General features: G+C 43.9%; 27 protein-coding genes and 2 pseudogenes. 6 read left to right on the top strand and 23 right to left on the bottom strand.

Annotated elements, in window-relative coordinates; translation table 11 throughout:
- Positions 1-2: 2 nt before the first annotated feature.
- Together G5B60_RS08375 and tehB are read left to right on the top strand one after the other, a co-directional pair.
- Positions 3-335 (top strand): helix-turn-helix domain-containing protein, encoded by a 333-nt coding sequence (locus G5B60_RS08375; protein WP_164683600.1) that lies wholly within the window; start codon positions 3-5, stop codon positions 333-335.
- Positions 336-445: 110 nt separating this feature from the next.
- The gene (gene tehB, locus G5B60_RS08380; protein ID WP_164683601.1) at positions 446-1,318 is read left to right on the top strand and encodes an SAM-dependent methyltransferase TehB; all 873 of its coding nucleotides are present in this window, start codon (positions 446-448) and stop codon (positions 1,316-1,318) included.
- Between the two features lie 50 nt (positions 1,319-1,368).
- Here tehB and G5B60_RS08385 read toward each other — a convergent pair whose 3' ends face one another.
- Positions 1,369-3,693: a carbohydrate-binding domain-containing protein gene (locus G5B60_RS08385; RefSeq protein WP_164683602.1), complete on the bottom strand. Its 2,325-nt coding sequence runs from the start codon at positions 3,691-3,693 to the stop codon at positions 1,369-1,371.
- A 329-nt stretch (positions 3,694-4,022) separates the two neighbouring features.
- Between G5B60_RS08385 and G5B60_RS08390 the strand changes: the two genes are divergently transcribed.
- The 4 genes from G5B60_RS08390 to G5B60_RS08405 all read left to right on the top strand — a co-directional run bounded on the left by G5B60_RS08390 (position 4,023) and on the right by G5B60_RS08405 (position 7,325).
- Complete coding sequence (locus G5B60_RS08390) at positions 4,023-4,661, top strand: deoxynucleoside kinase (RefSeq protein ID WP_164683603.1); 639 nt, start codon at positions 4,023-4,025, stop codon at positions 4,659-4,661.
- 1 nt (position 4,662) lies between these two features.
- Positions 4,663-5,427 (top strand): nicotinamide mononucleotide transporter family protein, encoded by a 765-nt coding sequence (locus tag G5B60_RS08395; RefSeq protein WP_164683604.1) that lies wholly within the window; start codon positions 4,663-4,665, stop codon positions 5,425-5,427.
- 135 nt (positions 5,428-5,562) lie between these two features.
- Entirely contained in the window at positions 5,563-6,426 is an 864-nt protein-coding gene (locus tag G5B60_RS08400; protein ID WP_164683605.1) for an arginase family protein, read from the top strand.
- Between the two features lie 71 nt (positions 6,427-6,497).
- Complete coding sequence (locus G5B60_RS08405; protein WP_164683606.1) at positions 6,498-7,325, top strand: exodeoxyribonuclease III; 828 nt, start codon at positions 6,498-6,500, stop codon at positions 7,323-7,325.
- 28 nt (positions 7,326-7,353) lie between these two features.
- Here G5B60_RS08405 and G5B60_RS08410 read toward each other — a convergent pair whose 3' ends face one another.
- The 22 genes and pseudogenes from G5B60_RS08410 to G5B60_RS08515 form a co-directional block, all read right to left on the bottom strand.
- Positions 7,354-7,710, bottom strand: coding sequence for an arsenate reductase family protein (locus G5B60_RS08410; protein ID WP_164683607.1), 357 nt, complete (start codon positions 7,708-7,710; stop codon positions 7,354-7,356).
- A gap of 16 nt (positions 7,711-7,726) precedes the next feature.
- Positions 7,727-8,236, bottom strand: a complete 510-nt coding sequence (locus tag G5B60_RS08415; protein ID WP_206225092.1) for a methylated-DNA--[protein]-cysteine S-methyltransferase — start codon at positions 8,234-8,236, stop codon at positions 7,727-7,729.
- A gap of 32 nt (positions 8,237-8,268) precedes the next feature.
- Complete coding sequence (locus G5B60_RS08420; protein ID WP_164683608.1) at positions 8,269-9,444, bottom strand: phosphoglycerate dehydrogenase; 1,176 nt, start codon at positions 9,442-9,444, stop codon at positions 8,269-8,271.
- Between the two features lie 51 nt (positions 9,445-9,495).
- Positions 9,496-10,587, bottom strand: coding sequence for a 3-phosphoserine/phosphohydroxythreonine transaminase (gene serC / locus G5B60_RS08425; RefSeq protein ID WP_164683609.1), 1,092 nt, complete (start codon positions 10,585-10,587; stop codon positions 9,496-9,498).
- Between the two features lie 129 nt (positions 10,588-10,716).
- Positions 10,717-11,058 (bottom strand): P-II family nitrogen regulator, encoded by a 342-nt coding sequence (locus G5B60_RS08430; RefSeq protein WP_164683610.1) that lies wholly within the window; start codon positions 11,056-11,058, stop codon positions 10,717-10,719.
- 18 nt (positions 11,059-11,076) lie between these two features.
- The gene (locus tag G5B60_RS08435; protein WP_164683611.1) at positions 11,077-12,312 is read right to left on the bottom strand and encodes an ammonium transporter; all 1,236 of its coding nucleotides are present in this window, start codon (positions 12,310-12,312) and stop codon (positions 11,077-11,079) included.
- A 145-nt stretch (positions 12,313-12,457) separates the two neighbouring features.
- Entirely contained in the window at positions 12,458-13,330 is an 873-nt protein-coding gene (gene rsmI / locus G5B60_RS08440; protein WP_164683612.1) for a 16S rRNA (cytidine(1402)-2'-O)-methyltransferase, read from the bottom strand.
- 2 nt (positions 13,331-13,332) lie between these two features.
- Complete coding sequence (yabA, locus tag G5B60_RS08445; RefSeq protein ID WP_115268564.1) at positions 13,333-13,653, bottom strand: DNA replication initiation control protein YabA; 321 nt, start codon at positions 13,651-13,653, stop codon at positions 13,333-13,335.
- Positions 13,646-14,446, bottom strand: coding sequence for a PSP1 domain-containing protein (locus G5B60_RS08450; RefSeq protein WP_164683613.1), 801 nt, complete (start codon positions 14,444-14,446; stop codon positions 13,646-13,648). The genes yabA and G5B60_RS08450 overlap by 8 nt, the downstream gene beginning before the upstream one ends.
- Positions 14,443-15,324 carry a DNA polymerase III subunit delta' gene (locus G5B60_RS08455; protein ID WP_164683614.1) on the bottom strand — a complete coding sequence of 294 codons (882 nt, stop codon included), beginning with the start codon at positions 15,322-15,324 and terminating at the stop codon, positions 14,443-14,445. Before G5B60_RS08455 ends, G5B60_RS08450 begins: the two co-directional genes overlap by 4 nt.
- On the bottom strand, positions 15,321-15,965 hold the full coding sequence (gene tmk / locus G5B60_RS08460; protein WP_164683615.1) for a dTMP kinase: 645 nt from the start codon (positions 15,963-15,965) through the stop codon (positions 15,321-15,323). Before tmk ends, G5B60_RS08455 begins: the two co-directional genes overlap by 4 nt.
- Positions 15,966-16,050: 85 nt before the next feature.
- The gene (locus G5B60_RS08465; RefSeq protein ID WP_164683616.1) at positions 16,051-16,707 is read right to left on the bottom strand and encodes a CBS domain-containing protein; all 657 of its coding nucleotides are present in this window, start codon (positions 16,705-16,707) and stop codon (positions 16,051-16,053) included.
- Positions 16,708-16,953: 246 nt separating this feature from the next.
- The gene (locus G5B60_RS08470) at positions 16,954-17,658 is read right to left on the bottom strand and encodes an ABC transporter ATP-binding protein (protein WP_164684261.1); all 705 of its coding nucleotides are present in this window, start codon (positions 17,656-17,658) and stop codon (positions 16,954-16,956) included.
- Positions 17,659-17,666: 8 nt separating this feature from the next.
- Entirely contained in the window at positions 17,667-18,431 is a 765-nt protein-coding gene (locus G5B60_RS08475; protein ID WP_115268553.1) for an ABC transporter ATP-binding protein, read from the bottom strand.
- The gene (locus tag G5B60_RS08480; protein WP_164683617.1) at positions 18,431-19,384 is read right to left on the bottom strand and encodes a branched-chain amino acid ABC transporter permease; all 954 of its coding nucleotides are present in this window, start codon (positions 19,382-19,384) and stop codon (positions 18,431-18,433) included. Before G5B60_RS08480 ends, G5B60_RS08475 begins: the two co-directional genes overlap by 1 nt.
- Before the next feature lie 3 nt (positions 19,385-19,387).
- Positions 19,388-20,257 carry a branched-chain amino acid ABC transporter permease gene (locus G5B60_RS08485; protein ID WP_164683618.1) on the bottom strand — a complete coding sequence of 290 codons (870 nt, stop codon included), beginning with the start codon at positions 20,255-20,257 and terminating at the stop codon, positions 19,388-19,390.
- Positions 20,258-20,360: 103 nt separating this feature from the next.
- On the bottom strand, positions 20,361-21,533 hold the full coding sequence (locus G5B60_RS08490; protein WP_164683619.1) for an ABC transporter substrate-binding protein: 1,173 nt from the start codon (positions 21,531-21,533) through the stop codon (positions 20,361-20,363).
- A 136-nt stretch (positions 21,534-21,669) separates the two neighbouring features.
- Positions 21,670-21,975: a DUF2129 domain-containing protein gene (locus tag G5B60_RS08495; protein WP_164683620.1), complete on the bottom strand. Its 306-nt coding sequence runs from the start codon at positions 21,973-21,975 to the stop codon at positions 21,670-21,672.
- Positions 21,965-22,417, bottom strand: coding sequence for a YlbF family regulator (locus tag G5B60_RS08500; RefSeq protein WP_164683621.1), 453 nt, complete (start codon positions 22,415-22,417; stop codon positions 21,965-21,967). The genes G5B60_RS08495 and G5B60_RS08500 overlap by 11 nt, the downstream gene beginning before the upstream one ends.
- Before the next feature lie 70 nt (positions 22,418-22,487).
- Positions 22,488-23,084: pseudogene (locus tag G5B60_RS08505) on the bottom strand (ATP-dependent Clp protease proteolytic subunit); the annotation flags it as partial.
- Positions 23,085-23,200: 116 nt separating this feature from the next.
- Positions 23,201-23,830 carry a uracil phosphoribosyltransferase gene (gene upp / locus G5B60_RS08510; protein WP_164684263.1) on the bottom strand — a complete coding sequence of 210 codons (630 nt, stop codon included), beginning with the start codon at positions 23,828-23,830 and terminating at the stop codon, positions 23,201-23,203.
- Between the two features lie 124 nt (positions 23,831-23,954).
- Positions 23,955-26,285, bottom strand: a pseudogene (locus G5B60_RS08515) (glycoside hydrolase family 68 protein).
- Positions 26,286-26,385 lie beyond the last annotated feature (100 nt).

The following is a 26,385-nucleotide window of genomic DNA, read 5'->3' on the forward strand; positions in this document are numbered from 1 at the left end:
CTATGGAACACAATAAACTACAAGAACATGTCGCAAAGAGAATTCGAGAATGTCGTAAGGCTAAGAGCTTAAGTCAAGAAAAACTCTCTGAAAAAGCAGGATTGGGTATCAAAGCTATTCAAAATATGGAAAATCTCAAGTATGATTTCAAAATCCAGACCTTACAAAAGGTTATCGACGCCTTAGACCTCACAGTTGAAGAATTTTTCCATTTTCAATTCTCAGAAGATACGATAAAACCTGAAACGCTACTGGAAAATATAACCCACCTACCAGAAGACAAACAGAGCACTATCATCTCCTCCTTTAATGAAATTGTCAAAAATATCACATAAGCCAAGTCGAAATGACTTGGCTTTTTGTGTTAATCTCCGTTTAGCTTTCAAGCGTCTTGCCCGCAATTTTGGTATAATGGCAGTAGTTTAATATAAGAGAGGACTATACTATGATAGATTCCAAAGATTTGATTGCCTACAAGCAGCTACCTGTCTGGGGGGCGGACGATATTCCAGAGCTTTTCCTAGATATGCACAACACCAAGGTCGGCACTTGGGGAAAACTCACGATTTTAGAGGGGATGTTGGATTATTTTGAGTTGGATGAGGAGGGCGAGGTTGTGTCTGAGGCTCGCTTTGATAGCGCTTCTTCCATTCCTTTTGTGGAGCCGCAGGTCTGGCACCGTATCAAGCCAGCCTCCAGCAACCTGCGCTTTTATCTGACTTTTTATTGCCAAAAAGAGGATTATTTCGCTAAAAAATACCACCTGACAAAGACCCACTCTGAGGCTATCTTTAGCGCTCCTTATCTAAAGGAGAATAGTCGTGTGCTAGACTTGGGCTGTGGACAAGGGCGCAATGCGCTTTATTTGACCTTACTTGGACACGATGTCACTGCTGTGGATAAGAATGCCGAAAGCCTTGCCTTTCTAGAAAATCTTGCCAGCCGTGAAGACTTATCTCTCACGACAAAAGCCTACGATATCGCCACTGCTGATATCAGTGGGACTTACGACTTTATCATCTCCACAGTTGTGCTGATGTTTCTAGACGCTAAGCGTATTCCTGACATTATCCACAATATGCAGGAACACACTGCGGTTGGTGGCTACAATCTCATCGTCTGCGCTATGGATACCAAGGATTATCCATGCCCTATGCCTTTTCCTTTTACTTTCAAAGAGGGCGAGCTCAAAGACTACTACAAAGACTGGGAGTTGCTCAAGTACAATGAAAATGTCGGTGAGCTTCACCGCTTAGACGAAAACGGCAACCGTATCCAGCTGCGATTTGCCACTATGCTGGCACGCAAAATCAACTAACCCTTTTTCAGACACAAAACACCGCTAGAACTCTAGCGGTGTTTTTATGATTAAGCGTCTTCTTTTTTCTTTTTAAGCCCTGCTAAGCCAAGAGCTGTGGCTAAGCCGATGACGCCTAGTCCTGCATACTCGTAGTGTACAGTGCTATCTCCTGTCTCTGGGAGACTAGCTGTTGCAGTTTTTTGTAAATTTGTCTGACTAGCTAACGTAAACCCTCCTTCACCAACTTGGCTAAGCGCTTGCATAGCTGGGACTTGGGTGCTTGGAGCTGATTTACCATCTACTGGTGGCATTTGGCTTGGGGCAAAGCCTCCTCCGATAGCATTTCCAGCTGGTGCTCCTAAGTTGGCAGAAGGTTTGCCCTGTGTTCCTGTAGGCATCATATCAGCAGGAGCATTTTGTGAACCCGTGTTTGTCGATGGTGCTTCCTTGCCTGTTTGGGCTATTGGGGTTGCGTCAGAGGGTGCTTGTGGCTGAGTAGTCGTTGCTTGGTTGCTATTATCACCAGTTGGGCGCTCAGGCGGCGTTGTGCCGTTCGTTTCGTTTGGTGGAGTCGGTACATCGCTTGGAGCTGTGCCATCAAATGCTCCACTTCCATTTGGCGGTGTTGGCATATCACTTGGGGTCGTACCATCTGGTAGAGCTGGTGGGGTTGTGCCATCACCTGGCATTTGCCCGTTCATCGGACCACCTTGACCGCCTGGGGCATTGGTATTAGTGTACTCTGTGGTAGCTGTCGTTGTTGTAGTATTGCTACCCGCACTGATAGTATAGTCACTACCGTCTGTCAAGCTAGCGCTTGAGTAAACCAAGTGCGCTAGGCTAATCGGTGTGGTAAAGCTCGTAACGGTATTTCCAGCGCTATCTGTAATGGTCACTGTTTCCCCTGCGCTTGCTGTGAGATTTGTCGCTAGGAAATCTTGGCTAGAGCTACTGTCAAAGGCTTCTGCCATAGCTGCATTTGCTGAACCAGCAATCAGCGTGCCACCTGTGATGATACCCTCACCGTCATAGTCAAGCGCTGTGTCGGTACCGTCCTGACCAGAGCCACCATAGACCACAATAGTACCACCTGTAATGGTGAGATTTCCATTAGAGTCAAAGCCGTCACCGCCAGCATTGACATAGACTGTACCGCCATTGATATTAAGCTCAATCTGGTCTGTCGCTAGCATGCCAGCATTTTCATTTGGCGTAGCGTTGAGTCCGTCATCTGCAGCGTCCACATAAAGCGTACCGCCGTTGATGGTCAAGTACCAAGCCTCGATACCTTCATCGTCCGTCTTGATAGAGACATTTCCAGAGTTAAGCGTGAAATTGTGCCCAGCGTGGATACCACGGTCGGTTGAGGTGATGGTCAGATTTGCCCCATCAATGGTAATGTCACCAATGGTCAAGTCCTCTGTGTCAATGGTTGCCATCCCTTGCCCACCAGCGATGATAGTGATGTCACCTCCGAGCAAGTTGATAGCTGTCGTGGCTTCAATCCCGTCACTACCAGACGAGATGACATAAGTCCCTGACTCGATGGTCACAGTGTCGCCATAGATACCGTTGCTACCAGAGCCAGAAGCAATCGCAGTGTAGCCGTCACCTGCGAAATTGAGGTCACCACTAACGTTGATACCAACAGATGAGGTTGAGGTGATGTTGTTGGTGCCAGATGTCACGAGAAGTACAGTCGCTAAGCCCTGTGAAGAGATAGCTGGCGCACTATTTGTGATGTTGACATTGTCAAGATTGACCGTCACTTGACCAGAGACGTTCTCAGAGACACTGATGGAGCTGTTTTCTGCCGTACCTGTAAAGGTGTAAGTCCCAGCATTTGTGATGACATAGCTGGTATTGTCAGCGATAGTTGTCGTGCTATCTGCGCTTACTGTGACACTCTGAGTGTCTGTTGCGCTGCCTGACGTTGAGTTGGTGCTTGTCTCACTAGTGACACTATCTGTCTCCTCTGGACTAGCACTTGTATCTATGGTGTTCTCTGTTGTAGTAGACTCTTGACTGGTGTTTGCTTCGCTTTCTGCATTTACATCTGTGCTTACCTCTGTAGTAGTTTCTACTGAATCTGCACTTGCTTTTTCACTGCTATTTGAAGCTGTGCTGCTAGACTCGGTAGAAGCTGCTGTGTTGGTGCTTGGTGTTGTATCTATGCTAGTAGTATCTGTAGTAGCCGTAGAAGCTTCGGTATCTGTCGTCGTTGAATCACTTGTTTGAGTGACAAGAGCTGAGCTAGGCTCGCTACTACTTGCTTCATCTGCACTTGCACTTCCTGCCATAATCCCAAAGGTCGCAAGACCTATCAGCGCCGAGGCTAAGCCAAATTTAAACTTACGAAAAGAAAAGGTTTGTTTGGTGTGTTTTGATGTCATAATGAACTCCTTATTTTTTAACAATTAGTTGTTTGCTAGTATAGAGAGCCCAGCTTAAACATTTCCGAAAAACAGCTTAAGTTTTGCTTATACTTGTCACAATTGTCGATAAAATAGACAAATATGTCACACCTTTTTTTGACTAAAGGTTATCAGTATATCACAAAATAAAAAAATATCAAGGCTTGCAATACACAATATATAGTGCTAAAATTTTATTTGTAACACAATATGTTGTTGCAAAGAGATTTTAAAAAACATCATATGATGATAGATTGGTGTTAGGAGATGCATATCCTAGCACGATTAACTGGAGGTGTATCACAATCGTGATTATATTAGCAGGGATGATTGGCGTTGGTAAGACCACTTACACCGCCCAATTAGCCAAAGAACTGGGAACTGAAGCTTTTTTTGAGCCTGTCGAGGACAATCCTATTTTGGATAAATACTATGAAAATCCTGAAAAATACGGCTTTGCTTTGCAGATTTACTTTCTCAACAAACGCTTTAAAGCTATCAAAAAAGCTTATCACAAGGATGACAATGTGCTTGACCGCTCTATCTATGAAGATGCGCTCTTTACCTTTATCAACACGCTACAAGGCAGCATTTCAACGCAGGAGTACGGTATCTACCTTGAGCTTTTAGACAATATGATGGAAGAGCTTGACGGCATGCCTAAAAAAGCGCCAGACCTTCTCATCTACCTTGACGCTAGTTTTGAGCATATTATGAGTAATATCAAAAAACGTGGGCGCAGCTATGAGCAACCGACGGAAACCAATGGTCTTGAGGACTACTATCGTCTGCTTCACAACCATTATCACGAATGGTATGACAAATACGATTATAGCCCAAAAATGCTCATCAAGACAGACGATATTGACATTACCTGCGACGACGATTGGCAACAAGTCTTTGGGCAAATCAAAGAAAAAATGCAAGAGCTAGGAATAGGAGACTAAGGTGGACACAGAAACAACAAACACAGCACTAGACGTAACAAAAACAGTAGAAACAGACAACAATCTCAACAACTTATCCCTCAAAAAAGCCTTTGACATCGCTTGGTCACGCTTTAACCGCACGGAAAAAGTCTTTGCGGTTATCGCCTTTTGTGTCTCACTTGGCTTTACCAGCTATGGGATATTACCGACTATCTTGAGAGGGGATTTTACATTGCTCAACACCCTCTCTATTATTATGTCCATTTTTGGCTTTATCGGGACATGGACGCTGGCTTTGCAGTGGCAGCACACCTTTAAAGCCAATGGTATCCAAAATATCGCTAGCATATCAGTAGCTGGTATCCAGCATGTCTACGGGCACATGTTTACCAGTGTCTACTACCTGATTACCGAGTTTGTCGGACACTATAGCTGGCAAAAACGCCGCAACGAAGCGGGTGAGTTGGTCGTTGATAAGCACTTTGGTGTGCGAGATGTGTTGATTGCTATTTTCTTTTGGACTATTGGTCTTGGTGCGGTGTCTTATCTCATGGGTGGGACACGTATCATCCTAGACGCTATCACAAACGGGCTGTCCTTTACCGCACAGCAACGCCAAGTCAAAGGGCACATCGACGGCTTTTATATCTGGCTTTTGGTGGATTTACTCAGCTTCTTTCTCTTTTTATCTGTTGGCAATCCCATCGCAGCTTTTGGCTACCTTGGCATGATGGCGCAAGGCTGCGTTGGCATTATGATTTGGAAAAAGGGCAAAGGCAATTAAAGCTTTGAGGGTTGACACTTGTCTTTCTTTCTGTTAAGATAGGTAACCGTGGACATTTTAGTGCATATGCAACGTTCTTAAAGCATGTGCTTTAGAGCGCTTTTCCACACAAAAACTTCAATAAGGAGGTCTTTTATGACGACACTACGTTTACTCCTGCCACAATGGCAAGGAGGCATGAATCCCAACTATGTTCTTGGTGCGGAGCTCTTGAGCGTTATTGCGCCACCTTCATCAAAGGATGAAATGATTAAAATGGACGTGCCGACAAACTTTGATGCTCCGCTGGCAACTAAGAATGGGATTGACCGCTATGATGAGCTAGCAGACCAAACGCAGACCGTTTTGGATGTTCTAGCCCAAAAAGCTCCTGAAAAGGTAATCACCTTTGGAGGCGACTGCTCTATCTCTCAAGCACCGTTTGCTTACCTCTCTGAAAAATACGGCGACAAACTCGGTGTTCTCTGGTTGGACGCCCACCCAGACATTGCCACACCTGACTTTTCAAGCCATCTCCATGAGATGGTTCTCGCTAACCTCATGGGACAAGGCGCTAAGAGCTTTGATGACAAGGTCAAACGCCCTATTGATAGCCAAAAAGTCATGTATGCTGGACTGATTGACAAAGACCTCCGTGAGGAAGAACGCCCACTCGTTTTAGATAAAATCGCTTACGCTACGCCTAGCGATCTCAAAGAGAATAACCAAGTTATCCTTAACTGGATAAAAGAAAATAAGATCGAAGTGCTTGCTGTCCATCTTGACTTGGATGTGCTCTCGCCTTATGACTTTAGGTCTGTCTATCCAGCAGATCCAAAGAGCACTGTTGAGGCTTTCCCAGCAGCTGTTGGTGAATTGACGCTTGACCAAGTCGTTGGTATCTTCAAAGACATGAGTACACAAACCGAACTCGTTGGCTTGTCTATTGCAGAGCATTTGCCTTGGGATGCTATTTACCTGCGCAAAGCCTTTGAGAAGATTGACATTTTCAACTCTTAAAAACCAAGCACAGACACGGCAAAGTCTGTGCTTTTTTGCTATAATAAAGCTAAAAAGACTAAAGGATGCTTATGAAACTCATTTCTTGGAATATTGATTCACTCAATGCTGCTCTAACGAGCGACTCCGCTCGTGCACTGCTATCTCGTGAGGTGCTTGATACCTTGGTTAAGGAAAATGCAGACATCATTGCCATTCAAGAGACCAAGCTCTCTAGCAAAGGACCAACTAAAAAACACCTGACTATCTTAGAGGACTATTTCCCAGACTATACTGTTAGTTGGCGCTCATCTGTTGAGCCTGCAAGAAAAGGCTACGCTGGCACCATGTTTCTCTACCGCAAAACGCTTAAGCCCATCATCACCTATCCAGAAATCGACGCACCGTCAACCATGGACAGTGAGGGGCGCATTATCACCCTTGAGTTTGAGGACTTTTTTGTCACACAAGTCTACACGCCAAACGCTGGTGACGGTCTCAAACGTCTGGCTGAGCGCCAAGTCTGGGACGAGAAATACGCTGATTATCTAGAAAAACTTGATAGCCAAAAGCCAGTCCTTGCTACTGGTGACTACAATGTTGCCCATAAGGAAATCGACCTTGCTCATCCAAATGCCAACCGCAGATCACCTGGCTTTACTGACGAGGAGCGTCATGGCTTTACACAACTGCTTGGTAAAGGCTTTACTGATACTTTCCGCTACATGCACGGTGATGTGCCAAATGTCTATAGCTGGTGGGCGCAACGCAGCAAGACCAGTAAAATCAACAACTCCGGCTGGAGAATTGACTACTGGCTAGCTAGCAATCGTATCGCAGACAAAATCACAAAATCCGATATGATCGACTCTGGTAGCCGCCAAGACCACACCCCTATTGTACTTGAGATTGACATCTAAAAAGACTGGTCAAGTGACCAGTCTTTTCTTATTGCTTCCATAAATCTTGATAACTTGTGCGATGCCCAATCTGAAGCAGTTCGCCGTCCTTTATCAGCAAAGGACGCTTAATGAGCATGCCGTTACTTGCTAGTAAAGTCAGAGCTTCCTTTTCATCCATGCTAGCGAGCTTGTCCTTTAACCCGAGGTCACGGTAAACTTGACCGCTGGTATTAAAAAACTGTTTGAGCTTAAAGCGACCTTGAGCAAGCCAGGCTTCAAACTGCTCCACTTGCGGTGGATTTTCCTTGATATTGATACTATCAAAGTCAAGTCCTAACTCTTCTAGCTCCTTTTTGGCACGCTTACAGGTCGTGCAAGGTGGGTATTGGTAAAATTGTAACATGTGTTCTCCTTTTTGATTAAGAAAGGCTGTTTTTCAGTTGGACACCCTCATGCTCTAAGAGCCATATCTTTTTATCCAAGCCACCGGCATAGCCCGTCAACTCTCCAGTGCTGCTTAACACCCTATGACAAGGAATGAAAATAGACAAGGGATTACGACCGACAGCACCGCCAACAGCCTGAGCAGACTGACATCCTAGACAATCTGCAATCTCACCGTAGGTCATGACAGAACCTTGTGGAATGCTGGCTAGCACCTGCCAGACCTTTTGCTGGAAAGGCGTCCCGATAGGCGATAACGCTGGCTTACTAGGCAGGCTATTTCCTGCAAAGTAAGCGTCCAGCCAAGACACAGCCTCAGCTAAAATTGGGTTTGTGCTCTGCTGGACATCAGCGTCCTCTAGTTTTGCTTCATAGTGCTTTTGCCCTAAAAACCAAGCGCCTATCAGTGCCTTATCTGTCGCAACCAGATACAATTGTCCTATCGGTGAGATGTAGATGGTTTTATAAACCTTGATAGATGTCATATGAAATAGCCTTTCCCAAATAAAGTCCTGCTTTATTTTTCAATCAAGCGTACACGTACAATATTATCACTTGCTTCAAATTTTGCAACTAATTGGTCAATTTTAGCTTGGTCATTTTCATCAAGGTCTAAAAGGGTGTAAGCGTAATCGCCTTTAGAGCGGTTGATGATATTGTCAATGTTAATGCCAAGGTCTGACACGGCTGTTGAGATACGAGCGACGATATTTGGGACATTTTTGTTAATCAAGGTAATGCGGTAAGGCGCCACCAAGGCTTGCTCAACACGTGGGAAATTGACAGAGTTGATGATTTCACCTGTCTCCATAAAGCGACGGATGGTTTTCCCTGCCATGATGGCACAGTTAAGCTCAGCCTCTGCTGTTGAGCCACCCACGTGAGGAAAGACTGTGATATGCTCTTTACCAAGCAAGTCCTTGTCCCCAAAGTCAGTCACATAGTGCTTGACAACACCTGTCTCAATGGCATCAAAGAGCGCTTGATTGTCCACCAACTCAGCACGCGCAAAGTTGATAATCGTTGTACCCTTTGCCATACTAGCAAAAGCATCCTTGTCAAAGGTATGACGGGTGTCATCCGTTAAAGGCACATGCACCGTGATATAGTCACAGTTAGCAAAGATTTCTTTCAAATCATTGACACGCTTAACATGGCTTGAGATGTTCCACGCAGCTTCAATAGAGACATAAGGGTCGTAACCAAGGACGTTCATACCAAGACGTCTAGCGTCATTAGCAATGCGTGCTCCAATCGCTCCTAACCCAATGACACCAAGTGTTTTGCCAGAAATTTCACTACCTGCAAACTGCTTTTTCCCTGCTTCGACTTGCTTTGGAATGTCGTCACCTGTTAGCTGATTGACCCAAGTATTGGCTGCGATGTAATCACGAGCTGACAAGAGCAAGGAAGCAATCACAGCTTCTTTCACCGCATTGGCATTGGCTCCTGGGGTGTTAAAGACGACAATGCCTTGCTCTGTGGCTTGCTCAATTGGGATGTTGTTGGTTCCTGCTCCCGCTCTTGCGATTGCCTTTAAGTTTTCTGGGAAAGTCTCGCCGTGAAGGTTTTGGCTGCGGATGATAAAGGCATCTGGATTGTCCGCCTTATCACCGTCCACTTGAAATTGATTGCCCAGCTCTTTGAGACCGATTTGATTGATATTGTTATAGGTTCTGACACTAAAAACCATACGCACCACACTCGTTATTGCTAACGCCTTTCTCTTTTCTCTTGACAGCTTCTAGCTGTTTTCTTTTTCAAATTTTTCCATAAATGCAATTAAATCCACAACCCCTTGACGTGGGAAAGCGTTGTAGAGACTAGCTCGCATACCACCCACTGAGCGGTGTCCTTTGATGTTTTTAAAACCAAGCGGAGTCGCTTCAGCCACAAACTTGCTGTCTAAGTCCTTACTTGGGGTCACAAAAGGAATATTGGCAACAGAGCGCTCTTCCTTATGGATGACAGGGCTGGTGTAAAAGTCTGATTGCTCGATGAAGTCGTAGAGGAGTTGAGACTTCTCACGGTTGAGCGCTTCCATCTTGTCCACACCGCCCATTTCCTTGACCCAGTCAAAAACGAGTTTTGAGATGTAGATACTGTAAGCTGGTGGGGTATTGTAAAGTGAGCCAGCGTCCGCTTGAATGCGGTAATCAAGCATGCTTGATAGGGCTGGTGTGTCGTTTAAGAAATCCTCACGCACAATGACTACTGTCACCCCAGCAGGTCCGATATTCTTTTGCGCACCTGCATAAATCATAGCAAAATCCTCGACATTATAGCGCACTGCTAAGATATTAGACGACATATCAGCGATAATTGGCACACCATTGGTATCTGGCAAGTCATAAATAGCTGTGCCTTCGATGGTGTTGTTGGTCGTGATATGGACATAAGACGCTTCCTTGTCAATCGCTGACGCATCAAAAGTCGGGATATGATTATAATTGTCTTTCTCGGATGAAGCTAGTAAAATCGGCTCAAAAGGAATGGTCTCAGAGAGCTTAACCGCCTCAGTGTAAGCCTTTTTCCCCCAAGAACCACCAACAAGATAATAAGCCTTGCCGCCTTTTGCAAAGTTGAGCGGAATCATCGAAAACTGAGTGGAGGCACCCCCTTGTAAAAAAATGACTTTATAATTGTCTGGAATTGCCATCAACTCACGCAAAGTCGACTCAGCGTCCTTGATAATGGCATCGAACTCGCTGGAGCGGTGAGACATCTCCAAAACACTCATACCACTGCCTTGATAATCAAGAAATTCACGCTGTGCCTTCTCTAGCACTGGTTTTGGTAAAACTGCAGGACCTGCAGAAAAATTATAAATTGTCATAAGAATACCTCCGTTATATTTTACGATTATAACACAATTTTCTGAATTTTGTAAAGATTTCAGCGGTTTTTTGTGATATTTTTCTCAAAAGCAAAAGGATAGCACCGCTATCCTTTTTATCTTACTCTTCTACAAGGCATCTGCGCCGTGTTCTCCGGTTCTAATGCGAATCACATCGTCAATTGGGATGATGAAGATTTTGCCGTCACCGACGTCGCCAGTTTGGACGGCTTCTCGCACCAGTGCAACCAATTTTTCAACCTCATCGTCTTTGGTGACGACTTCTACTTTGACCTTGGCAAGAAGGGCTGGGATGACCTTTTGACCACGAACATACTCTGCAAAACCTTTTTGATTTCCATAACCTAGGACTTGTGAGACGGTCATCCCTCTAGCAAGCCCTTGTTTTGTCATGGCGTCTTTTAAATCTTCTAACTTATCCGAACGGATAATCGCTTCTACTTTTTTCATTGACAACTCCTCTCTAAATTACGAGTCTAATCCCATAAAGGTTGGGTAGGCGGTCTCACCATGCTCGCTATCATCAAGACCAATCGCCTCTGCACGCTCTGTGACACGTATTGGCATAAAGATTTGAATCCCCTTGATGATCACAAAAGTGGCAATCGCAGACCATAGCACCGTCACAAGAATAGCAATAATCGTAACCCATAAAAGATGACCATTACCATAGATAATCCCAACATTTTCTTTATCTAGCGCCAGACTAGGTAGGGTAAAGATACCCGTCACTAAACCTCCAAAAATTCCGCCGACACCGTGACAACCAAAGGCATCTAGGGCGTCATCATAGCCCAAGCGATGTTTCAAAACAGAGATGGCTGCATAACAGATAGGACTGACCGCAAGACCGATAACAATAGAACTCCATGTGGACACAAAACCAGCAGCAGGTGTTATAGCAACGAGCCCTGCGATTAACCCTGTCGAAGCACCGACAAGAGAGACCTTTTTAGTGAGGCAAGCCTCAATCACTATCCAAGAAAACATAGCTGCAGCCGCTGATAAATGCGTGGTTAGTAAAGCGTGAACGGCTTGGCTATTTGCAGAAAGAGCAGAGCCTGCGTTAAAACCAAACCAACCTAACCAGAGAATCCCTGCTCCAAGCAACACAAAGGGAACATTGTGCGGACGGTATTCTAAGCGCTGATAGTTGCGTCTTTTTCCTAGCATAAGGGCTAACACCAAGCCAGAGACACCAGATGTGATGTGTACCACATCACCACCTGCAAAGTCGATGGTTCCTAGCTGTGCAAGAAAACCCTCGTCCCAGACCATGTGTGCAAATGGATAGTAGACCAACAGCAGCCAGAAAACCATGAAAATCACCATTGGCAAGAAGCGCATACGACCGGCAACAGCCCCTGTTAGAATGGCTACTGCTATGATGGAAAACATCATCTGAAACATGGCAAACAAGGCATCTGGAATGTCTAATCCTCTACTGCTCGTCGTCTCACTAACGTTATTAAAAAAGAGATGACTGAAATTTCCAATAAAATCCCCATCTCCACCAAAAGATAGAGAATAACCTACTGCAAACCACAACAGTGTCCCTATGGCAATCGGCACCACACACATCATCATGGTATTGATGACATTTTTACGCCTACCAAGCCCACCATAAAAGAAAGCTAAACCAGGTACCATAAAAAAGACCAAACCAGTACAGATAAAGATAAATGCTAAACTACCAGTATTCATAAATGACCTCCTGAAATAATATGTTAGATAATATAACACAATGTTTTTGGCAAGTCAATGACTTTTTCTTATTTTTCTGAATTTTCTCTCTAATCTATCATCTCTTGTCAGCTAAAAAAATAAGCAAGAGAAATGCTGCATTCTCTTACTTATTTAGCTGATGATAGGCATCGTAGACCTCTTGACGTGTTCTGCCAAGCTCTTTTGCCACTTTCTTAATAGCCTGTGTTGGCTTTAATCCATTAGAAATATACTGCTCTACTGCCTGTACAGGGTCAACATCAGATGTTAGATTTTCTGACTCTTTATTCTGCATTTTTCCAGAAACGATGAGCAGGCACTCACCTTTTAGAGGTGTTTCTTTGATGGCTTCTAAAAGTTCTGTGATGGTGCCACGTTGGTACTCTTCAAAGACCTTGGTTAGTTCTCGCACCAAGACAACTGGTCGATTGCCGTAGACCGTTTTCATATTTTCCAGCGTGCTTACGACACGATAAGGCGATTCGTAGAAAATCTGTGTCTCTGGATAGTCTTTTTTCGCCTCAAAAAAAGCTTGCTGCTGTCCTTTCTTACGAGGTAAAAAGCCGTAAAAAACATGCGGCTGCGGCGCTAAGCCACTGGCTATAAGCGCTGTGATACCAGCGCTAGCACCAGGCAATGCCACAACAGGGATGTCTTTCTCAATAGCTGCCACAACCAAATCATGCCCTGGATCAGAAATGGATGGCATCCCAGCATCAGAAACCTGCGCCAGCGATTTTCCAGACGCTAGCAAATCAAGGAGATAAGGAATCTTTTCATAGGCATTATGCTCATGAAAACTGATTTGCTTTGTGTCAATCTCAAAGTGCTTTAAGAGAAGCCCTGTGTTTCTTGTATCCTCAGCACAGATAAAATCAACGGTCTGTAGCGTTGTAATCGATCGGTAGGTCATGTCCTCAAGGTTCCCAATAGGGGTAGGCACCAGATAGAGCGTCCCCAGCTCTTTCTTGCCTTTAAAGCTTTTTTGTACTTGCATGGCTAGCCCCTATCTAACAACTCTTGGCAAAACATGCACTCTTCTTCATTTTCACGACGCTGTCCGTAAAAGGAATTGCAGATATGAAAACCATCCTCGTAGATACTCTCTAAGTGCTCTTTTCCTTGCGTCGAGTTTTTAGCCTGCTTTTCATGCTCGAGCTGACCCAAGCGCTCTCTCAACTTGGTGTTTTCAATGCGCAACTGGGTATTTTCTTCGATGAGTTGTTGAAATTGTTTTTTGAGCGTATCAGCTTCTGCTAAAGTGACCATCAAGTTTTGGGTCAAATCATCAAAAGCGTCAAACAATTCTTTTTTATCCATGTGATTGAAACTCCTCTAGGGTATAAATAACAGGAACCACCGCTCCTTTTAAGGAGACTTTGATGGTTTTGGCAAAGATGTCAATCGCTAAAACCTCTCCTTGACCATCTTGAGTATCAATGAGCTCACCAATATCAGGAAAGTCAGCCATTGCTTCCTCATAAAAAGCTTCTTCGTAATTGAGACAGCATTTTAGCCGTCCGCACAGCCCATTGCCCTTGCCTGAGGTGATAGACAGGCCTTGATTTTTCACCATTTTGATGGAAACAGGCGGAAACTCACCTAGAAAAGTCGAACAGCAAAGCGCTCTCCCGCAAGGTCCAAGACCACCATAGACTTTTGACTCCTCTCGGCTATTGATTTGACGCAACTCAATCCGCATACGAAAATAGCTCGCCAAATCACGCAACAAACCTCTAAAGTCCACACGCCCATCAGCCGTAAAGGTAATCAGCACATGGTCACGATCCAGCGGAAAAACAATAGTCACTAGGTTCATCTTGAGCTTGCTACGCCTGATGAGTTCATTGACATCAGAAAAAGCGTCTGCTGCTTGCTTTCGGTTTTCATCCGCTATCTGAAAATCACGCTGATTTGCCTGTCTCACAAAGGTAGGCAGTTTACTTGGCAGGCGATTTGCCTCTATCTCTTTAGGTTTTGTGATGACTTGTGCCAAGTGCGTGCCTTTTTTGTGCTTGACAACAACAAAGCTCTCTAGAGCAAGGGCGCTTTCTGTTTCCAGATAGTTCACCTGCCCTGTTTCTCTATCTTTTATCTTTACTACTTGTGTCATGATAATACCATATATTCTAGTGCATTTTGAAAACTGACGTTCTTTCTCCACATGTCATAGGACTGATGGAGCCCTTCTAAAAGCGCTCGTGCGGCTTTTTCATTGAGGTGTTTGGCTAGCAGCAAGGTCAAAAACTGATAAGCAAGCTCCTGTTCAGACTTATCACTAGCAAGTGCGGCTAAGCGTGAAACCTCAAGATAGGCTTGATTGCGATTTTTGAGCAGCATGTCCACAAACTCTTGACACTCATTGATGAGCGCTAAGCTCTGATTGTTTGCTATCAACTGCTCGAGGTCTGCACTGTCCTTTGCCACACCAGCTAGGAGATAAGCTTGGCTCTTTAGAAAGCCCTTTTGCTCCGCCATATGCTCGAGATAGGCTTGATTTCTAGGAAAATGAAAAACTTGCGTACGACTCTTGATAGTAGCCAGCACCTTACTCTCGTCGCTAGTCAGTAAAATAATCAAGACCGAGCTCTGTGGCTCTTCGATGACTTTTAGGAGACTATTTGCGGCATTGACGTGCATTTTTTCACAGTCTTTGATGATAAAGACTTGATTTTCACCTTCAAAGCCAGAACTTGAAAATTCTTTAATCAAGTTTCTGATAGTTTCAGTTTTGATACTATTGCCACTAGGTGTCACCAGCTTGACATCTGAAAACTCCCCTTGACTAATCAAACGGCAAGAACGACACCTACCACAGGGCAGCTTGTCTTGGAGATTGTCACAAAAACGGCTCTGCGCTAAAAATAGCGCCATCTCAAAGCTAGCAAAACCACCTGAAAAAAGATAAGCATGACTGAGCCTATTGGTCTGTAAAATGGTCTTAAACTGCTGAAAAAGCTGAGGTTGTAACTGTTCAATCTCTGATGTCATAGGACAGCCTTCTCCAAAAATCTAAGAACGGTATCATAGGTCTCTTTGACGACCTCATCAAGCGGTTTTGTCGCATCAATGGTCACAATGCGATCTGACTCGCTCTCAGCCAGCGCCAGATAGCCATTTCTGACCTTTTGGTGAAGTTCTAGCGCTTCTAAGTCTAAGCGATTGACCTCACGACTGGCATTTTGATTGATTCTCTCTAAGCCCACTTCAGACGGCACATCAAAATACAAGGTCAGATCAGGCTTTCGTTTATCAGTAGCGTAGTCATTTAACCAAGCAATAGCTGCCTTATCAAGCCCTCGCCCTGCTCCTTGATAGACCACCGAGCTATCAATAAAACGGTCCATCAAAACAAGACAGCCCTCATTTAGTGCAGGGGCTACCTTTTCCACCCAGTGCTGACGTCTAGCTGCGATGTAGAGCAAAAGCTCCGTCTTACTATCCATCTGCGTGTGACTGACATCTAAAATCACATCACGAATACGCTCAGAAATCTGAACACCTCCGGGTTCACGAGTGACTAAAATAGGCTGAGATACTTCTTCTCTCAAAAGAGGAAGCAGCCTCTCTAAAACCGTTGTTTTGCCTGCTCCATCTGGTCCTTCAAATGATAGCAAGTAGCCGTTTGTCATAGCCTGTAGTTCTCCTTTTGTAATTTCTTCTATTGTACCAAAAAATCAGCAAAAAAACACCGCTAAGCGTGGCGGTGTTTTCAACTTAAAGAGCCTTAGCCTGCGTTTGCTCAACAGCCTCAATGGTTACAGGGACATCCGAAAAAATCGCCTTGACTTTATCATCAGAGTGGTGCCCTTCAAGCTGAATTTCAATAGTGGATTTGCTCGTATTGTGCTCCGCAATCACAATACGTTTGATATTAATTCCTGCTTTAGAAATAGCGTCAACAGCCTTGGCAAGTGTGCCTACACTATCCTCACCTAAAAGTACAAGACGAGTTCCCACTTCACCATATCCAGACACTTCTAGGAATGCTTTGAAAATGTCCTTGTCTGTGATGATACCATAGACTTGGTCATTGTCCACAACAGGCAAAATGCTCACGTTATTTTTCATCATGATGTAGATAGCGTCCTCAAGACTAGCATAGCGTGACACCGTGTAGACTTTTTTAATCATAATATCACGGATTTTAGTCTTGTTGAGCAGATAGTTCATCTCATAGATAGAGAGACTGGTTGCTTTTGATGGCGTTGCCTCCGCCATAACGCCTTCTGTCACAATACCGACTAGTTTGTCATTTTCAATCACAGGGAGACGACGTAAACCTTGCTCACGCAAAAGGTCTGTTGCTTGCGCCACCGTCGTATCTGGTGAAATAAACACAACTTTTTTTGTCATATAATCTTTAACTGCCATAGCTCTTTCCTCTTTCTAAAGCGAAATCTTTTTCTATTCTATTATATCACTTTTTTAACCGTTTTCACATCGTTTTCTGCTCATATTTTCAAAAATAAGATATTTTGTTATAATAGCACCTGAAAAAAGACGATAAAAAGGAAATTGTGCAATCGCATAGAATAAAATGATTAAATGGCTATGATTTCTATAGCCTATCAACAGACCAAGTCCATGCAAAAAACAGAAGCCTAGGCTTCTGTTTTTTTAACCACCAAGATAAGCTTTACGCACTTCGTCAGAGGCGAGCAGCTCTTGTCCAGTACCTGAGAGGACGATTTTTCCTGTCTCAAGCACGTAACCACGGTCAGCAATAGCTAGCGCTTTGTTGGCATTTTGCTCAACGAGAAGCACCGTTGTGCCTTGCTTTTGGATGTCTTGGATAATATCAAAGATTTCTTGAATGAAGATTGGAGCAAGCCCCATAGATGGCTCATCAAGAAGGAGCAATTTAGGACGGCTCATCAACGCACGCCCCATAGCAAGCATTTGTTGCTCACCACCTGAGAGCGTTGCAGCGTCTTGATTCTTACGTTCCTCTAAGCGTGGGAAGCGCTCAAAAATTATCTTCAGATTTTTTTGATTTTGCTCACGGTCGTTATGTAAGAATGCACCCATTTCCAAATTTTCCATAACGGTCAATCCTGAAAAAACATGACGTCCTTCTGGGACTTGTGATAGCCCATTGGCGACGATTTTTCGAGCAGGTGCTTTTTCGATAGATTCTTCCAAGAAAGAGATAGAGCCTTCACTTGGGCGTACAAGCCCTGAGATGGTACGTAAAATAGATGTTTTACCCGCACCATTCGCTCCGATAAGCGTCACAACCTCGCCTTCGTTCACCTCAAAGGAGACATTTTTGACAGCTTGGATAACGCCATAATGGATGGATAGATTATCAACTGTTAACATTGCACTCACTATGCTTCACCTCCAAGATAAGCCTCGATTACTCGCTTATCGTTTTTAATCTCATCTGGCGTTCCGTGCGCAATCACACGTCCATACTCAAGAACGTAGATACGCTCTGTTACTTCCATGACAAGACTCATATCATGCTCAATCAACATGATTGTGATGTTAAATTCTTCTTTAATTTGACGAATCAACTGGGTCAATTCTGCCGTTTCTTGCGGATTCATCCCAGCAGCTGGCTCATCAAGAAACAAAATCTTAGGCTCAGTAGCAAGAGCACGCACAATTTCCAAACGACGTTGTTGTCCATAAGGAAGATTCTTAGCCAAAGTGTCTGCCTCGCCATCCAAATCAAAGATAGCAAGCAAATCTAGGGCTTTTTGTCTCAACTCTTTTTCGCTACTGTAGTAGCTTGGTAGGCGCAAGAGACTTGCGACAATATTTTGCTTGTGACTGTTAGCAAGCCCAACAAGCACATTGTCTAAAACAGTCATTTCCTTAAAGAGACGGATATTTTGGAAAGTACGTGAAAGCCCAAGAGCTGCGATGTGATAGGGCTTTTTGCCGTTTAGGAGATTGCCATCCAGTGTAATCGTCCCTTCACTTGGCTCATAGACGCCTGTCAAAAGGTTAAAGAGTGTTGTTTTACCAGCACCGTTTGGTCCGATAAGACCAACCAACTCACCCTCATTTAGCTCCAAGGTCACATCCCCTACAGCTGTCAGTCCGCCAAAGTTTTTCGTTAAATGTTTGACATCAAGAAGTGCCATTAGTTTTTGCCCTCCTTATCTTTTTTAAAGAGCGTTGATAATTTCAACTCACGAGTGCCAAGGAGACCTCCTGGACGAAAGACCATGACTAAGATAAGCGCTAGAGAGTAGATGACCATACGCAAGTCAGAGAAATTCTGCAAGTACATGTTCAATACACCAAGCACAATCGCAGCCACAATGGTTCCTGTCATAGAGCCTAGTCCACCTAGCACAGCGATGATGAGATAGTCAATGGACTTCATAATGGTAAAGTCTTTTGGTACAACGGTACCGATGTAGCCGACATAAAGAGAACCTGCGATACTTGCTGTCATAGCCGCAAAGGCAAAGGTCATGACCTTAATCTTGGTCGTATTAACCCCCATAGACTCAGCTGCAATCTCGTCCTCGCGCACTGAGATGACCTCACGTCCAATAGAGCTACGCAAGAAATTCAACATCAAAATCGCAATCACAACAACAAAGGCATAAACAACTGGCCATGAAGTGTACTGGAGGATATCTGTAAGACCAGCCGCACCATTAGTAAGCTCACCACCGTTGACGATAGCGATACGGATGATTTCTGCAACCCCAAGTGTAGCAATCGCTAGATAGTCTCCCTTTAGACGTAGCGTTGGAAAACCAACGATGACTGCAATCACCCCAGCAATCAATACACCAACTAACATTGAGAGGTAAAAGCCAGCATAAGTGTCATTGTAGCCTGTGATAATAGCTGTCGCATAAGCTCCAATCGCCATAAATCCTGCTTGACCAAGAGGAAATTGCCCTGTGAAACCAAGCACTAAGTTTGTCCCCATAGCCATGATGATAGAGATACCCACTCCCATCATAATCTGAATGTAGTAGGCACCTAACATACCTGTACCTGTCAAAAAGGCGAGCAGAAGATAAACTACAACAATGACAGCAGCCCAAGACAGTATTGGTTTTAGATTTTGTTTCATGTTTTACACCTTCTCCTTTACATTCTTTCCAAGAATACCTGCTGGACGAATGAGTAAAATAATAATCAAAACAGCATAAACAACGGCATCTCTGAAACTTGACCAACCAACTGAGATAGAGAAGGTCTCAAGCAATCCAATCAACACACCACCAAGTGCTGCACCAGGGATGATACCAATTCCTCCAAGAACAGCAGCGATAAAGGCTTTAATACCTGGTGTCATCCCCATCAATGGGTCGATTGAGTTATAGTAAAGTCCAATCAAGACCCCAGCAGCACCTGCAAGCGCTGAGCCAAGGGCAAAGGTAAAGCTGATAGTATGGTTGACGTTGATCCCCATCAACTGCGCCGCATCGCTATCAACAGACACCGCACGCATGGCTTTCCCCATTTTGGTTTGCTTGACAATAAACTGCAAGGCAACCATCAAAACGATAGAGACACAAAGGATAATCAGCTGCACATTTGTGATACTGATAGAGCCTAGGTTGTATTTGACGGTCTCAATGGCTTGTGGAAAGGCACGCTTGTCAGCCCCTACAAAGTAAACCATGATGTACTCTAGGAAAAAGGACACACCAATGGCTGTAATCAAGGCTGCAATACGTGTGGAATTGCGCAGTGGACGATAAGCGAGAAACTCGATAACCACTCCTAAAAAGGCAGTGACAACCATTGTCAAGACAAGCGCCACAAAGAAATTCATATGATAGGTATTGATGAGATAATAGCCGATAAACGCCCCCATCATGTAAATATCACCGTGAGCAAAGTTAATCAACTTGATGATACCATAAACCATTGTATATCCTAGAGCGAGCAGCGCATAAACGCTTCCTAGGATAAGCCCATTAACGAGCTGTTGTAACATGTTGTTCACCCAACTTTCTAACAAATAATAAGGGAAGCAGAAGAAACCTGACACGACTTGGCAGTCACTCCACTTCCCATCTTACTAACTCTATGTAAACTTCCTACTCGTCAGGGTTGACGATGACTGATGAGCTTTCTACGCCATTTGTCAAACCAATAACAGGGACTGACTTGACAGGATTGTGCTTGCTGTTCATAGTCATCTTACCTGTCACACCCTCAAAATTCTTCAACTTAGCCAGTGCTTTTGCGATATCTTTTGAATTTTCAGCATTTTCACTCGCTTTTGCGACCATATAGACAGAGTCATAAGCTAGGGCAGCAAACATTGAAGGTTTTTCGCCATATTTTTTCTCATAGTTTTTAGCAAAGGCTGCTGCTTTATCAGAGCTGGCTGCTGAAAATCCTGAGATGTAGTAAATGTCATTGACATTTTTCTTGCCGGCAAGCTCGATGAGTTTGGCATCCGCAAAGCCATCTGGTCCAGCAATCGGCTGACTAATGCCCATTTCACGGGCTTGCTTGATAATGGTACCTGTTTCATTGTAGTAACCTGGCATGATAATGGCATCAAAATCAAGTTTTTTGATATTAGTTAAGGCAGATTGGAAATCGGTATCGCCTGATTGGAAGGCAAGCTCACTAACGATAGTGCCTTTGTAGTGCTTTTTAAACTCTTTAGCAATCCCTTTTCCGTAATCGCTAGAGTTATCGTAGTAGAGGACAACTTTCTTAGCGTTGAGGTTGTTAGAAGCAAAGGTTGAAAGGATTTGACCTTGATAACTGTCGATAAAGGTCGTTCTAAAGACGTACTCCTTGGTTTCACCTTTTTTCGTAACCGTCAAGTCATCTGTCGTACCAGACGGTGTCACCAGTGGAACACCTGCTAGCTGTGAGCTTGGCGCTGCTGACGCTGTCGCACCAGATGTCGCTGGACCAACGATAGCATTGACCTTTTCTTGAGTCGTAAGACTCGTCGCTACCGTCGCCGCCTCGCTGTTATCTGATTTATTATCCTTAGAGGTGACTTCGATTTTTTTCCCGTTAATACCACCAGCTTTGTTCAATTCTTCGACTGCCATCATGGCACCCTTTTTCTCAGCCGAGCCATAAGCAGACACACTTCCTGTCAACTCAAAGTTCAAACCAAGCTTAAATGTCTCACCAATCTCTGTACCAGCTGCTGATGAGCTGACACTAGGCGGAGAACTACAAGCTGCTAAAAAAACAGTAGAGATAAAGGCAACTGCTGCAAGAGCAAATTTTTTCTTCATCTATCCTTCTCCTTAATTCTATCTTAAAATTAAATACATGTATAAGGATACAGAATTATCAGAAAACTGTCAAGGCTTTTCTTTTAATTTATTGCAAATCATTTGAAAAAGGCTTTCAGAAAAAGCCCTTTCACCTTTATTTGAGTAGCGTTATATCCTTTTGTGGCGTAATTTTTAATTGTTCATCTGCTGCGATTCTAGAAAGATTTCCCACAAAATCTCTATCAAGATCATCTTGTTTTGAGGGTCTCACTTTCTTAACAAATTTTAATTTTTCTAATTCAGCTATCGTATCTTCACATAAAATCGCATCGAGATATAAAATCACATAGCGCATGCGCCTAGAGTGGTACAAAATATCACCGTATTTTTGCAATTTTCTCACATCACGATTGTAGTACAGATAAACTGCTAAGCTCTTTCGTTTGGCATTATTGATCATGTTCGTCACTTTCTCTAATTGTGCTACCATTTTTCTTGTGAGGAGCTTTATGAGGCGCTAGGGGCAAGCCTGTATCGACAAAAACCTTTGGTGAAACTGCCTGCGCTAAAGCTGTAGTCACGCTCGCTAAAAGCTCTTGGAGAGCTACTTCTGCTTGTCTAAAGGCTATGACCTTTGGGTGCAAATCAAGCTGTCGTTTGAGCTTATAGAGCGCTTTTTTCTTGTCCTTAACCTCTGGTAGATAAGCAGCATAATCCGCCACCTGCTCATAGGCTGTCTTTTTAAGCGTAAAATCAACTATCATCTCTTGTAAGCTCTCATCTCTATCAAAGGCTATCTTTGCCGCTTGATAAGCCCTTGCTTGCTCTGTCTGAGTGATCGCTGTGACAAGCTCCTCAATCGTATTATCTAACTCTAATAACTGGTCATCAATGATTAACATAATTTCATTATACACTATTTTAGGGCTTAACAAAAGCACCAATCACTAATGACTGGTGCTTACTTAGCGCTTATTTTAGGGCGTTGTTTTCCATGATTTCATCAATGAAGCCATACTCAAGGGTTTCTTGAGCAGACATCCAATTGTCACGCTCAGCGTCCAAGTGTACTTTTTCAAGGGGTTGTCCTGAATTATCCGCAAGGATTTTTTCAAGGTTTTGGCGGGTTTTAAGCAAGTGCTCAGCAGCAATTGCCATGTCTGTTTGCTGTGTGCCGCCACCAGTACCACCCATTGGTTGGTGAATCATGTACTCCGCATTTGGCAACATAAAGCGTTTGCCTTTAGCTCCGCTTGAGGCGATAACTGTCCCCATAGACGCCGCCATCCCCATAACGATGGTTTGCACGTCCGCTTTGATAAAGTTCATCGTATCGACAATAGCAAGACCTGCTGACACAGAACCACCTGGGGTATTGACATAAAGGTAGATGTCCTTAGTGCTATCTTGAGCGTCCAAGAAGAGGAGCTGTGCAATGATAGAGTTTGCCATATTATCCTCAACTTGACCTGTCAACATGATAATACGGTCTTTTAAAAGACGTGAGTAAATGTCATAAGAGCGTTCACCACGACTTGTTTGTTCAATAACTACTGGAACCATAATCCTTTTTCTCCGTTTCTTTGATAATTGTTATTATTATAACGTATTGGTCAAAAAAGGTCAAATAAGAAACACGATTTTAAATAAAAAACAAACTGGTAAAAACCAGTTTGTGTGTGCTTTTATTTTGTACCGAAAAGGCGATCGCCAGCGTCTCCAAGACCTGGGACAATGTAGCCGTTTTCGTTTAGTTTTTCATCGAGTGCTGCAGTGTATATGTCAATATCTGGGTGTGCTTCTTGCAGAGCCTTAACCCCTTCTGGTGCGGCAACTAAGCAGACAAACTTGATGTTGGCTGCGCCACGTTTTTTAAGAGAATCAATAGCAAGAATAGCGGAACCACCTGTTGCAAGCATTGGGTCTACTACAAAAATTTGACGTTGGTCAATATCCTCTGGCAATTTTACCAAATACTCTACAGGCTGCAAGGTTTCCTCGTCACGGTACATACCGATGTGACCAACCTTAGCTGCAGGTACCAAGCTCAAAAGACCATCAACCATACCGATACCAGCACGTAGGATAGGCACAATAGCGAGTTTTTTCCCTGACAATTGCTTTTGAACTGTCTTTGCCATTGGTGTCTGAATCTCAACATCCTCTACTGGTAAATCACGTGATACTTCATAACCCATGAGCATCGCAATTTCATTGACCAACTCACGAAAATCCTTTGTTGAGGTTGAGGTTTGACGCAAAATTGATAACTTGTGTTGAATCAATGGATGTGAAATAACTTGAAATTTTCCCATTTTCATGACCACCTTCTAATTTTTGAAGTTTCTACTTCTTATGTGTCTGCATTATACCATAAAAAGCCAGATTTTGCGAACGTTTTCTAACTATTATCAAAAAAGAGGGAGAACCCTCTTTTTCTTATTGGTATTTGCGTTTGTAACCACCGTATGCGACGTAAGCTGTCATAGAAGCAAGAATAGCAAATCCGATAGTTGCAACTAGGCTGTTGTCACTATCTCTAGTAGTAGGTAGGATACCAGCTTTTGCGATAGCAGGCACGTTTGGCACTTTGCCTTGACCTTTGTTTGGTGGCGTTGGTGTGTTTGGAGTTGGGCTATCAGGTGTTGGTGTGTCTGGTTTATCTGGATTTTCTGGTGTGTGTGGAGGGGTTGGGTCTGTTGGTTTATATGGCATGTGTGGTTTTAGGTTGTAGCCTCCGATGAGGTTCCAGTCGATATAGCCATCATTTTCACCTGGGAGATAAGATGTCTCAAGTGTTCCAACAGTTGTCTGAGTCTCACTGCTTGCGTCCCAAATCCAGTCACCTTGTTCAGTCATCTTAGCAAGCACACGAGTAGTCCCGTCAGGCAAGATTTGAATCAAGAAGCTAGGTGCCCAAGTTGAGTTCTTACCTTTACCAGCGACTTCGTTACGGTTTGTCATGTAGGCTGTGACAAGAAGCGTATCATCTGAACCTTCAACTGGGACAGCATAGTAAGAGTAAGTCGCTGTACGCCAGTCAGCTGGCACAGAAGCTGTCAAGACGACACCAGACTTGTTGAGTGGTTTGTAACCTGATGTGAGCTTGTCTGAGACATAACCAAGCATGACAACGTTGTCGCCAACTTCTTCATTTGCCTTGTTCCAAGCAATGTCGTTACTACCGTGGTTGAGACGAGAAGCTGCAAAGAGATAGTATTTACCGCCAAGTTTGACAACGTTTGGACGCTCAATCTCATCACTCACCATCGTTGATGAGAGAAGTGGTGTGTAGTATTGTGCGATGCTTGGTGTTTTTTCATTGCCTGTCAAGCGCACGATACCGATAGCAGCATTGGCAAAGGATGCACGGATACGCATGTCTTCGTTTGCTAAGATATCAAAGAGACTAGAAACGTTGAAGGCAGCGTCACCACCGTAGTTTTTCCAGTTGTAGATTTGGTTTTCGCCTTGGTAGTTTTGAGTACCAGTGCTTGCCTCAAAAACAAGGTAACGTTGTCCATCTTCATCTTCGATGACATGTGGATCACGCATAGCGATGTTGTCCGCACCTGTAAAGGTCGCACGCCATTGCTTGTAGCTTTGATAGTAGTAGCCGTCTCCACCTTTAGGAGTCAAGATACGGTTGTTATCCACAGACTTAATCACCACTTGACCGTTTTCAACAGCTAGAGTCAAAGTAGCTGTTGCTAGCATTTGGTTGTTAGAGTTGTTATCTGAAGTGTCTACGTTTGTATAGTAGAGTTGGATCGTGCCGTCTGAGTTGACAATGGCAGAGCCTGACCATTGCTGTGTGATTGCGTCAAGACCATAGCCAAAGATAGAGCCTGCATTTCTCCAATTATCAAAGTTGTTATCTTTGTAGTCATTGTAGAGAAGGTAGAGGTGGTTGTCGTTAGTATTTGGGATACCCATCATGGCAACGACCAGTTGATAGCCATTCCAGTTGACCACTTCACCTGTTTTCACGTCTTGCACTGGCCAAGAATCCCACACATCAAGGTCTGCGACTTGCTTGGTTTGCGCATCAACAGTTGTTGCTGCTTTCATGTTTTTGATAGCGGCAGCGTTGAAGTAAGGAATAGCGTAGCGTTCATCTTGGGCAAGCAAGGTGTCTGCGATTTCTTGGAACTGCTTGTAGGTCATTTGAGTGCCTGTCTCAGCAATGCTATCCATGTAAATCTTATTGAGCGCTGTTTTTTGAGCGTCTGTTAATTTTGCGATGTCAAGTCCTGCTTCCTCAGCAATCTTTTTAGCTTACTCAGTCAGTCCATTTTCATCAACAGCTAGCTTGTCCACTTCTGCTGTGGCTTGCACTTTGTCTGCCTTGCTTGTGTCAGCTGCGTTTGCTTTTTCGTCATTTTCTTTGACAGTAGTTGCTGTTGCTGTAGCAGCTGTTGTTTCTGACGTAGCAGTAGCTTCAGCAGTTTCAGAAGTTGTGTTATTTTCTTCACCAGCACTGGTAGCTGTGCTTACTACTGGTGCTTCTTCTGTTGACGCTGTTGTAGTTGATATTGCTGCTGGTGTTTCAGCTGCTGTAGATGTTGCTGTTGCTGTATTGTCTACATCTGCTGTTTGGTCAGTGGTTTGCACAGCATTATCCGCAACAACTGATGTTTCAGTCTGAGCAGTTGTCGCTTCGTCAGCTTTTGCCTGTGTTGACATAAAGGCAAGGCTCCCAATCAAAGCTGAAGTCGCACCAATCGTTGATACTTTACGAATGCTGTATTTCCGTTTTTCCTGTTTCATCGCTTGTTCGGCTTGCAAGCGTGCTAGACGTGAATAAGTCATGCTTTTCTCCTAATGATTAAAATTATTATCTCCTATTGTACCCACAATCTCTGACACT

The sequence above is a fragment of the Streptococcus hyointestinalis genome (assembly GCF_011039275.1).
GTDB classification, from domain to species: Bacteria; Bacillota; Bacilli; order Lactobacillales; family Streptococcaceae; genus Streptococcus; species Streptococcus hyointestinalis_A.

Excerpts from the sequence above, each read along its gene's own strand:
- G5B60_RS08500 (WP_164683621.1), bottom strand. The coding sequence starts at position 22,417 with ATGTTAATCATTGATGACCAGTTATTAGAGTTAGATAATACGATTGAG.
- G5B60_RS08430 (WP_164683610.1), bottom strand. The coding sequence starts at position 11,058 with ATGAAAAAAGTAGAAGCGATTATCCGTTCGGATAAGTTAGAAGATTTA.
- G5B60_RS08435 (WP_164683611.1), bottom strand. The coding sequence starts at position 12,312 with ATGAATACTGGTAGTTTAGCATTTATCTTTATCTGTACTGGTTTGGTC.
- G5B60_RS08385 (WP_164683602.1), bottom strand. The coding sequence starts at position 3,693 with ATGACATCAAAACACACCAAACAAACCTTTTCTTTTCGTAAGTTTAAA.
- yabA (WP_115268564.1), bottom strand. The coding sequence starts at position 13,653 with ATGGATAAAAAAGAATTGTTTGACGCTTTTGATGATTTGACCCAAAAC.
- G5B60_RS08480 (WP_164683617.1), bottom strand. The coding sequence starts at position 19,384 with ATGAAACAAAATCTAAAACCAATACTGTCTTGGGCTGCTGTCATTGTT.
- G5B60_RS08400 (WP_164683605.1), top strand. The coding sequence starts at position 5,563 with ATGACGACACTACGTTTACTCCTGCCACAATGGCAAGGAGGCATGAAT.
- G5B60_RS08415 (WP_206225092.1), bottom strand. The coding sequence starts at position 8,236 with ATGACATCTATCAAGGTTTATAAAACCATCTACATCTCACCGATAGGA.
- serC (WP_164683609.1), bottom strand. The coding sequence starts at position 10,587 with ATGACAATTTATAATTTTTCTGCAGGTCCTGCAGTTTTACCAAAACCA.
- G5B60_RS08450 (WP_164683613.1), bottom strand. The coding sequence starts at position 14,446 with ATGACACAAGTAGTAAAGATAAAAGATAGAGAAACAGGGCAGGTGAAC.
- G5B60_RS08465 (WP_164683616.1), bottom strand. The coding sequence starts at position 16,707 with ATGGCAGTTAAAGATTATATGACAAAAAAAGTTGTGTTTATTTCACCA.
- G5B60_RS08485 (WP_164683618.1), bottom strand. The coding sequence starts at position 20,257 with ATGTTACAACAGCTCGTTAATGGGCTTATCCTAGGAAGCGTTTATGCG.
- rsmI (WP_164683612.1), bottom strand. The coding sequence starts at position 13,330 with ATGCAAGTACAAAAAAGCTTTAAAGGCAAGAAAGAGCTGGGGACGCTC.
- upp (WP_164684263.1), bottom strand. The coding sequence starts at position 23,830 with ATGGGAAAATTTCAAGTTATTTCACATCCATTGATTCAACACAAGTTA.
- G5B60_RS08475 (WP_115268553.1), bottom strand. The coding sequence starts at position 18,431 with ATGGCACTTCTTGATGTCAAACATTTAACGAAAAACTTTGGCGGACTG.
- G5B60_RS08455 (WP_164683614.1), bottom strand. The coding sequence starts at position 15,324 with ATGACATCAGAGATTGAACAGTTACAACCTCAGCTTTTTCAGCAGTTT.
- G5B60_RS08410 (WP_164683607.1), bottom strand. The coding sequence starts at position 7,710 with ATGTTACAATTTTACCAATACCCACCTTGCACGACCTGTAAGCGTGCC.
- G5B60_RS08405 (WP_164683606.1), top strand. The coding sequence starts at position 6,498 with ATGAAACTCATTTCTTGGAATATTGATTCACTCAATGCTGCTCTAACG.
- G5B60_RS08470 (WP_164684261.1), bottom strand. The coding sequence starts at position 17,658 with ATGTTAACAGTTGATAATCTATCCATCCATTATGGCGTTATCCAAGCT.
- G5B60_RS08375 (WP_164683600.1), top strand. The coding sequence starts at position 3 with ATGGAACACAATAAACTACAAGAACATGTCGCAAAGAGAATTCGAGAA.
- tehB (WP_164683601.1), top strand. The coding sequence starts at position 446 with ATGATAGATTCCAAAGATTTGATTGCCTACAAGCAGCTACCTGTCTGG.
- G5B60_RS08490 (WP_164683619.1), bottom strand. The coding sequence starts at position 21,533 with ATGAAGAAAAAATTTGCTCTTGCAGCAGTTGCCTTTATCTCTACTGTT.
- G5B60_RS08420 (WP_164683608.1), bottom strand. The coding sequence starts at position 9,444 with ATGGTTTTTAGTGTCAGAACCTATAACAATATCAATCAAATCGGTCTC.
- tmk (WP_164683615.1), bottom strand. The coding sequence starts at position 15,965 with ATGACAAACGGCTACTTGCTATCATTTGAAGGACCAGATGGAGCAGGC.
- G5B60_RS08495 (WP_164683620.1), bottom strand. The coding sequence starts at position 21,975 with ATGATCAATAATGCCAAACGAAAGAGCTTAGCAGTTTATCTGTACTAC.